Origin of the sequence: Citreicella sp. C3M06, assembly GCF_018860705.1 — a bacterium.
Taxonomy (GTDB): Bacteria; Pseudomonadota; Alphaproteobacteria; order Rhodobacterales; family Rhodobacteraceae; genus Salipiger.
On record NZ_JAHKQA010000050.1, the window covers coordinates 24,099 to 32,822 of the forward strand.

6 protein-coding genes and 2 pseudogenes are annotated in these 8,724 nt (G+C 63.2%); all 8 read left to right on the forward strand.

Annotated features, from left to right (window positions below):
* Positions 1-2: 2 nt before the first annotated feature.
* Positions 3-1,916, forward strand: coding sequence for a glycosyltransferase family 2 protein (locus tag KO516_RS12380; RefSeq protein WP_216004106.1), 1,914 nt, complete (start codon positions 3-5; stop codon positions 1,914-1,916).
* The gene (locus KO516_RS12385; protein WP_216004107.1) at positions 1,913-3,322 is read left to right on the forward strand and encodes a hypothetical protein; all 1,410 of its coding nucleotides are present in this window, start codon (positions 1,913-1,915) and stop codon (positions 3,320-3,322) included. Before KO516_RS12380 ends, KO516_RS12385 begins: the two co-directional genes overlap by 4 nt.
* Positions 3,323-3,348: 26 nt before the next feature.
* Positions 3,349-4,266, forward strand: a complete 918-nt coding sequence (locus KO516_RS12390) for a response regulator (protein ID WP_216004108.1) — start codon at positions 3,349-3,351, stop codon at positions 4,264-4,266.
* 2 nt (positions 4,267-4,268) lie between these two features.
* Positions 4,269-6,266 carry an ATP-binding protein gene (locus tag KO516_RS12395; protein ID WP_216004109.1) on the forward strand — a complete coding sequence of 666 codons (1,998 nt, stop codon included), beginning with the start codon at positions 4,269-4,271 and terminating at the stop codon, positions 6,264-6,266.
* Positions 6,263-6,622, forward strand: a complete 360-nt coding sequence (locus KO516_RS12400; protein ID WP_216004110.1) for a response regulator — start codon at positions 6,263-6,265, stop codon at positions 6,620-6,622. Before KO516_RS12395 ends, KO516_RS12400 begins: the two co-directional genes overlap by 4 nt.
* 27 nt (positions 6,623-6,649) lie before the next feature.
* Complete coding sequence (locus KO516_RS12405) at positions 6,650-7,369, forward strand: hypothetical protein (RefSeq protein ID WP_252737570.1); 720 nt, start codon at positions 6,650-6,652, stop codon at positions 7,367-7,369.
* Between the two features lie 88 nt (positions 7,370-7,457).
* A pseudogene (locus KO516_RS24215) lies at positions 7,458-7,797 on the forward strand (IS21 family transposase); the annotation flags it as partial.
* Between the two features lie 146 nt (positions 7,798-7,943).
* Positions 7,944-8,544 (forward strand): annotated as a pseudogene (locus KO516_RS24220) (transposase).
* Positions 8,545-8,724 lie beyond the last annotated feature (180 nt).

The window sequence follows — 8,724 nt, forward strand, 5'->3', positions numbered from 1 at the left end:
TCATGCGGCCGGACGCTGAAAGTGAAGCCATCGGGACGCTGCTGCTTGAACGCGGCGCCCTGACGGCGGAACAGCTCGACGAGGCCGAAGAGCTCGCCGAGAAATGGAACCTGTCCTTGGTGCAGGTTCTACTGTCGCGTCGATGGCTGACCACGCATGAGCTGTACGCGCAGATCGCCACCTATCACGATCTGCCGCTGGTCGATCTGATGAGCGATCCGCCCGACAACGATCTGGTGCGGCGCCATGATCCGGCGGTGATGAACCGGTTCACCACGATCCCGATCCGCGAAAGCGGTGGAACCGTGACCGTGGCGACCTCGCGCCCCGGTCCGGCCATGCTGTTGCACATCCGCGAAATCTATGGGCCGAAGACGCAGATCGTCGTGGCATCGCACCTTCAGATCTCGGCCGCATTGCAACAGGCCTTCCGCGAACAGCATTCGCACGAAGCGGTCTATGCGCTGGCCGAACTTGACCCGGATATGTCGGCGCAGCAGGTGGTGACGCCGCCGCAGGTCATGGTCATCTATATCCTTGTGTCGATCTTTCTGCTGGGCATGGCGTTCGCGCCGGTGACCACGCTGATCACGCTGAACGTCTTCCTGACGATCTTTTACACCGGCAATTTCCTGTTCAAGGGCGTGCTGGTCTGGGTCGGCGGCGCTGCGCAGGAAACCTCGTCGCGCGCCATCGCGGCAGAGGCGCAGCTTCTGCGTGACGAGGATCTGCCGGTCTACACGGTGCTTGTGCCGATGTTCCGCGAACCCGAGGTGCTGCCGATCCTTGCGCAGGCGCTGCGGAACCTGAATTACCCGCTGGCCAAGCTAGACATCAAAATCGTGCTGGAAGAAGGTGACCACGACACCATCGAGGCCGCGCAGAAACTTGATCTTGAAGGCGTGTTCGAGATCGTGCGCGTTCCCGCCTCGCATCCTCAGACCAAGCCCAAGGCCTGCAACTTCGCGCTGCGCTATGCCCACGGCGACCTGCTGGTGATCTTCGATGCGGAAGACAAGCCAGAGCCGGACCAGCTGCGCAAGGTGGTGGCCGCCTTCAACCAGTCCTCGCCCAACACCGCCTGCATCCAATGCCGCCTGAACTACTACAACGCGCGCGAGAACTGGCTGACGCGGATGTTCACGCTGGATTATTCGCTGTGGTTCGACCTGATGCTGCCGGGGCTGGAAAAGATGGGCGTGCCGATCCCGCTGGGTGGAACCTCGAACCACTTCCGTATGGACGTGCTGCGCGACCTGAACGCGTGGGACCCGTTCAACGTGACCGAGGACGCCGATCTGGGCATTCGCCTGACCCAGAAAGGCTACCGCGTCGGGGTGATCGACAGCACCACCTATGAAGAGGCGAACGTGTCGATCCCCAACTGGATCCGGCAACGCTCGCGCTGGATCAAGGGGTACATGCAGACCTTCCTCGTGCATTCGCGCCGCCCGCTGCACCTGTGGCGATCGGTCGGGGCGGCGGGGGTGTTCGGCTTCGTGTTCTTCATCGGCGGCACGGTGCTGTCAGGGCTGCTGAACCCGCTGTTCTGGGCGATTTTCGGTGGCTGGATGCTCTTTGGCTCTGACGTGATCGAACCCTACTTCCCTCTGCCCGTGCTGTATCTGTCGTTGATCAACCTGCTGGTGGGCAACGGTCTGCTGATCTACCTGACGATGGTTGCCCCCTTCCGGCGGCGCTGGACCGACCTTGCGCCATGGGGCGTGACGGTGATCGGGTACTGGGTGCTGATGACCGTGGCGGCCTACAAGGCGCTGTGGCAGCTGATCTCGAACCCATTCTACTGGGAAAAGACCCAGCACGGCCTGTCCAAGCACACCGCGAGCGAATTGGCCGACGCCGAAAGTGAAAGCCTTGGACCCGAGCCTGCCGCCACGAAGGAGGCCAGCCTATGACCCGCACCGCCGGATGGCTTGCCGCGGCCGTGCCCCTGTTTGCCGCTTTGCTGCTGTGGCTCGGCTGGACCGAGGCGCACGGGTTCACCTCCTCCGACGTAACCGAACTTTGGGCCAAGGCCATCGTCCAGATTGCCGGTTCCGAACAGTTCACCGCCTCGGATGCCTTCTATCCGCCGCTTCCCTACGCGCTGACGCTGCTTTTGCAGGCCCTTCCCGGCCAGCACGGCGTCCCGGTGCCCTTTGTGCTGTCGGCCTTCGTCGGCACGGCGCTGCTGCTGCTGTGGTTCGCCAACCTGTGGCGCGTCGGCAGGTTCTCATGGGGCAGCAGCGTGGTGATCACGGCCCTTGTTGGGCTGAACCCGTATTTCCTGCGTGCCGTGGCCGACGGGCCAGAAACCATGCTGACCATTCTTGGCGCATGGGTTTTTGCGCGCGGGCTGGTGAACCTGCGCCTGACGGGCAACGCGCCGGACATGATGAAGGTCGCGGTCGGCCTGCTGATCGTCGCGCTGTCGGACAATTACGGGCTGATGATCAGCTTCGGCGCCCTGCCCTTTCTGATCGTCGCCGCGCGCCCAAGCCTGATCGCCACCTCTTCCACTGGCTATCTGTTCGCGATGTTCTACCCGGTGCTGGCGGCCATCGGATCGCTGTTCTTCGTCAGCATGATTTTCAACAGTGCGCTGGTGCCGCAGCTTCTGGAAACGCCGGCCTCGGTATCCGTGTCCGAGCATCTGCTGATCCTGTCCGGCATTGCCCCGCTCGCGATCATCGCCGCCTTGCGCAACATCAAGGTGACGCGCCTGCTGATGCCCATCGTTGCCGCAACGGCCACCGTCGCCGGAGCGTATGTTCTGAACATGTACCTGAACGTCGAAGGCGATCCACTGATCGCCATCGCGCCGATGCTGGGCGTGGTGCTGGTGGGGATGCGGTTCTGGCCGCCGGTGCGGTTGCGTGAACCTGTGGTCATCGCGCTGCTGTGCCTCAGCCTGCTGCAATCCGTGGTGGTCATGCGGCACACCACCGTTGCGGAAACCCGCGACTGGGCGCAGGCGTCGCTTGGGCAGGTGATCGACGTTGCGGCCCCGACGCGCGCGGCGGCGGCCTTTGTCAGTGACAAGACCGACATCATGCTGGATGTGGAACGCAATGCCGGAATGGTCGTGGCCCTTGGCGATGTCAGCGGGCTGCTGATGGCCGGACAGCCCACCTATGACTGGGCGCTCGAAGGAGGACTGCCGCAGGCGCGCTACATTCTGGTTCCCCGCCCCGCAGAGGGCGCGCCGGTGACCGACCGCGTGCTGCGCCGCTTTCCGGAACTGAGCCGCAATCGCCTGTCCGGGTATAACGAGATATACGCCAACAGCCAGTGGCGTGTATTCGAGAAGACAGGGTTTTAGAGGGTTAACAGATGTCACATCGAATCATGTCCGTAGACGATTCCGAGACCGCGCAGGAATATATCCGCGCCGCGCTTCTCGATGTCGGCTACGAAGATGTCGTTTCCTTCCTGAACCCCCTCGACGCGTTCGAGGCCCTGACCTCGGGCGAGGTCAAGGCGGACCTGATCCTCGTGGACGTGATGATGCCGGGCATCGACGGGGTCGAATTCTGCGCCCGCATCCGGGGGATGGACGATTATGTCGACACCCCGATCATCATGCTGACCAGCCGCACGGATATGGACACGCTCAACCACGCCTTTCTGGCCGGGGCCAGCGACTACCTGACCAAGCCGTTCCACCGGATCGAATTGCAAGCGCGGATGCGCAGCTGCCTGCGGCTGAAAGCCGAACTCGACCGCCGCCGCGCCGGATCGGGGCGCCGGCGGACCATCGGGGCCGAAGTCGCCGAGATGACCGAGGTGCTTAACAACAAGGCCGGGTTTCAGGCCGCGCTGCTCGCCATTCCGCCACGGCTGCATGCGCAGCTAGGGCTGACAGTGTTTCGCATCACCGGCCTGCCGGCCAACGCCGACCGCACGTCTGATGAATCCTCCGCGATCTATCGCAGCATTGCCCGCCTGCTGGGCACCGTGCCCTTGCCGGCGCGGAACATCTTCTGCCACTGGGACAAGGACCTGTTCTGCCTTGCCAGTCCCGACGCCACCGAAGAATCCCTGCGCGAAACCGCGCAGGCCTTTATCGCCGCCGTCGCGGATGCGCGGCTACATTGCCGCGAAAGCTGGACCAAGCAGCCTCTGGGGCTGAACGCCACGCTGGTGATGCCGCGCAACCAGCCCCCCGCGTCCGGGCTTGGTCAGGCGATCGCCGCCGCCGAACGGCTGGACGAGATGACCGGCGCGGGCATTCAGGTCGTGCCCGCCGCGCAGGGCGGTCTCTGATCGTGTCACGCCCCGATTTCTTCCCCGAGGTAGAACGCGTCGACGGAACCCGCTCGAAAACGAAGTTCCGGCTGCTGACCGCCCTCGTCGCACTGGTGTTCATCTTCGATCTCGTGCTGCTTGCAGTGGCAGATCATCGCCGATCCGAGGCCCGCGCCCAACAACAGCTGCGGCATTTCGCAGAGCTTTTCGAACAGTCCCTTGACGCCTCCCTGGCGGTCGCCAACCTTGAAATGTGGGCGATGATCGACGACATTTCCTACGTTCCGCTGCGCAACAAGCAGTACATCGAGCAAAGCTACGGTCGCCGGATGCGCCGCGCGATGCTTGAGATCGAACAGATCGACAGCCTCGTCCTGCTGTCTACCGACGGCACGGTGATGTGGTCCACCGCCGAGGGGCTGTTGGGGATGAACCTTGCCGACCGGGCCTATTTTGCCAACGCCATCACCCTGTCGCGCGGCGAGTACACGGTCGGATCGCCCATCACCTCGCGCGCGAACAGCCGCCATCTGACCCCGATTGCATGGCCTGTCATCAGCCGGTCGGGCGAGCTTCGCGGTGTCGTCGCATCGTCGCTTGGCGCGGAGTACTTCGGCAAGCTTTTGTCGCTGCAAGATGTCGGCGACGATATGATCGTGCGGCTCGTCACCGCCGATGGGGCGTCCGCCTTTGCCATCGGACCCGAAGAGGCGATCGACACATCACAGCTGATGACCGCCACCCGCCCCCTGCCCGAAGTCGGGCTTCGGATCGAAGTCAGCCGCACCCGCAAGGCGGTCATGCGCACCTTTTGGGAACGGACCATCATCTTTGGCCTCATCACGTCGGCGCTGTCCGTGATCGTGCTGGTGTCGGTCCTTCGGACGCGGGCGCAATCGGTCAAGCTCGCCTCCGCGCTCAAGCAGTCCGAGCTGGACCGGATGAAGATTCAGGCCACCCAACGGGAATTCGACGCCATTTTCGAGAACGTTGGCGATGGCATCGTGGTGTTCGACGATCTTGGCACTTTGCACCGGTCCAACCTTGCCGCGCGCCAGTTCCTCAATGCCAAGGATGACGAATCCGCCGTGAACTGCCTGCGCAACCGGCTTCCTTTGCTGACGGAAATTCCCAAGGAAACGGCGGTTATCCCGCTATCCCTGCCGCAAACCGGCTGTGCCGAAACGCCCCAGACCATGCAATGCCGGGTGATGAAGCTTCAGCTGTATGGCGCCGAAATCGCCTATTGCGTGCTCGAAGACATCTCTGCCCAAGAACGCCTGAGCGAAACCCGCATGTCCTTCATCACATCGGTGAACCATGAACTGCGCACCCCGCTGACCTCGCTGTCGGGCGCGCTGGATCTGCTCAGGGACCGCTTTGGCGCCGAGCTGCCGGCGGGCGCGTCAAAGCTGGTCAGCATGGCCACGCGCAACGCGGACCGGCTGCTGGTGCTGGTCAACGACATCCTGACGCTTCAGGCCATCGACCAGAATCAACTGTTGATCAGCCTAGAGCCCATCCGCGTGTCCGATGCGCTGTGCGACGCCGTGCAGACCAATGCCGGCTACGGGCTTGGCCGCAACGTGACGATCGCCGCAGACCCGCTGCCCGACGGCGAAGATGCCATCGTGATGCTCGACCCGATCCGGCTGCAACAGATCCTGTCGAACCTCGTCTCGAACGCCATCAAGTATTCCCCGCAGGGATCGCAGGTGCGGATTGGCGCCGAGCTTTTGCCGGACAGCGTGCGGTTCTACGTGACCGACCGCGGCCCCGGCATTCCCTCCGACGCGCTCGGCCGGCTTTTTGAACGGTTCGGCAAACCCATCCACGGGCGCGACCTACAGGCCAGCGGCACCGGGCTGGGCCTTGCGATCACCCGCGAACTGGTCCAGCGTCAGGGGGGTGAAATCTCGGTCACCAGCCGTTCGCAATTCGACGGCGCGCAAGACACCGGTACGACATTCCACATCCGTTTTCCGCGCCACACCAAAGACACGGGTCACACGACATGAAAGTGCTGTTTGTCGACGACGAGGCTGACATCCGCGAGCTGATCGAAATCGCGATCATGATCGAGGACGACATCGAGGCAACCTTCGCTGGCTCCGGCTCCGAGGCGCTTGCCCTTCTGGAAACGCAGGTCTTCGACGTGATGCTTCTGGATGTGATGATGCCGCCGCCCGACGGGCTTCACGTGCTGCGCGCCGCTCGCGCCAATCCCGATCAGGACACCGCGAAGATCGTCATGTGTACCGCCCGCACGTCGCCCGAATCCGAGGCAGAGTTTCGCGGCCTTGGAGCAGACCACGTGTTGCACAAGCCCTTTAAGCCCCTGAAACTGGCGGATTACATCCGCTCCATCGCCTGATTGTCCCTCCAGCGCCGGACCAAACAGATGTCTCATTCCCTGCTTCGATCCGGCTTCGTGCCCGCTGCGCCCGCCGCCGCCCGTTCGATTGCCCATCCGATTGCCCTGTCGCTTGCCCTCGCCCTGCCCGGCTCCGGGGCGGCGGCCAACGCATGGCAGCGCGAGCCGGGCACTTCGTTCCTGTCGTTCTCGGTGCAATCCACCGTCAACGGTGTGGATTTCGGGGAATATGCCTCGCTATATTACGAATACGGGCTGACCGATGGGCTGACGCTGGGGCTTGATGCAGGGCGCAACCTTGTCAGCAGCGACAGCTCCGCGATCTTCTTTGTGCAGACACCGCTGTTCACCTCGGGAGCCAACCTTTTTGCGTTCGATCTGGGGATCGGCGTGGCGGATGTCGCTTCTGAACGCCGTGCCGCCCTGCGCCCCGGCCTCGCCTGGGGGCGGCCCTACACCGCGCCGTGGGGCAACGGCTGGATGGGCGTGGATGCGACCTATGCGTTCTATGATGGCGGCGAAGCTCTGGGCAAGGTCGATGCCACTTTCGGGGTCAATCACGCCAGCGGATCGCTCAGCCTCGCACAACTGCAATTCGCCGCGCCCTCTGGTGGCGATGCCACCTTTGGCCTTGCCCCGTCCCACGTCATGAAGATTTCCGACAACAGCTTCATCGAGCTGGGCGCGCTGTACGAATTCCGCAACGGCGTCACGGCCATCAAGCTTGGCATCTGGACGACCTTCTAAGACTTGCCTGTTGCTTTCCACCCAGAAGTGGCCCGGGTCGCGGCATAATTTCCATTGAGAATGGACCCACGTGGCCCTTCCACTCGGTCGCCCGAAGCCGGACGGGTTTACCGGGATTGTCGATCAGTGGCTATCGTAGGATCGGGACCGCCCTCCAAAGCAGCGTCATGCGGCCAAGCGGATCTTTGTGCGGCTCTGTGACAAGCACGGCTATGCGGGCGGTTACCCCATTATCAAGGACTAGGTGTGGCAACACGCTCAACGGCATCGGGAAGTGTTCATTGCCCTGACGCACACGCCGGGGCATGCCCAGGCCGACTTTGGCGAAGCGGTCGTGGTGATCGGAAGCGATGAACAGAAGGCCTATGCCTAACCCGCATGCCGATGCCTGCTATGACCGGGTTTATCCGGCGGCGACGGCGCAAGCCGGGATGGCCTTCTGAAGAGCGTGGCGCGCCCTGAGGATCTGCTCGGTGATGCCGGGCGGATGCAAGAGCTGAAGAACGGGTGCTTGGCGCGAGTCGATGGCGCATCCACTGCCCGGCAGGGTATTGCATAGCCATATCCCGAAAGGGTGGGCTATGAGGAGGGCAATGAAGCGCCGCCGGGCCAGGGCAACCGCCGGAACGGCGCCTCGCGCAAGGTGTTGAAGGAGCAGGAAGGCGAGTTGCCGGTGGCGGTGCCTCGCGTGTGCGATAGCAGCTTCGAGCCCATGCTGGCGAAAATGGGTCAGACCCAGATCGACGGGATGGATGACAAGATCCTTGGTCTCTCTGCCTCCGGGCTGAAGGTCCGGGACATCCAGCCCCATCTGCTCGATTTCTACGGCTTGAAGGTCTCCCCGACCTGATCAGCCGCGTCACTGATGCGGTGCCCGACGAGGTCCGGGAATGGCAGAGCCGGGCGCTTGAGCGGACGTATCCGATCGTGATCTTCGATCCTTGCGAGTGGCGATCCGCGATGCCGACAGTCGGACGGTGAACAACAAGCCCGTGTATGTCGCCTCTGGCATCCCCCGTGACGGCCAGCGCGACGTTTTGGGCCTGCGGATCGCCGAGAACGAGGGGGCCAAATTCCGGCTCTCGGTGATGAACGAGTTGAAGAGCCGGGGCGCTCAAGACGTCCCGATCGCGTTTGTGGACGGGCTCAAGGGGGGTCCCCAACGCCTTCCCTGACGCCATGGTTCAGACCTGCGTTCGGCATCGGGTTCGAACCTATGGTGACCAATGCCTCACTGCATCTGGTGCGCCATAGCCTGAACTTCTGCACCTAGAAGGACCGTAAGATCGTGGCCGCCAGTCTGCGCCGGATTTACAGCGTTTCGAACGCCGATATGGCCTAGGGTCAGGATTCAT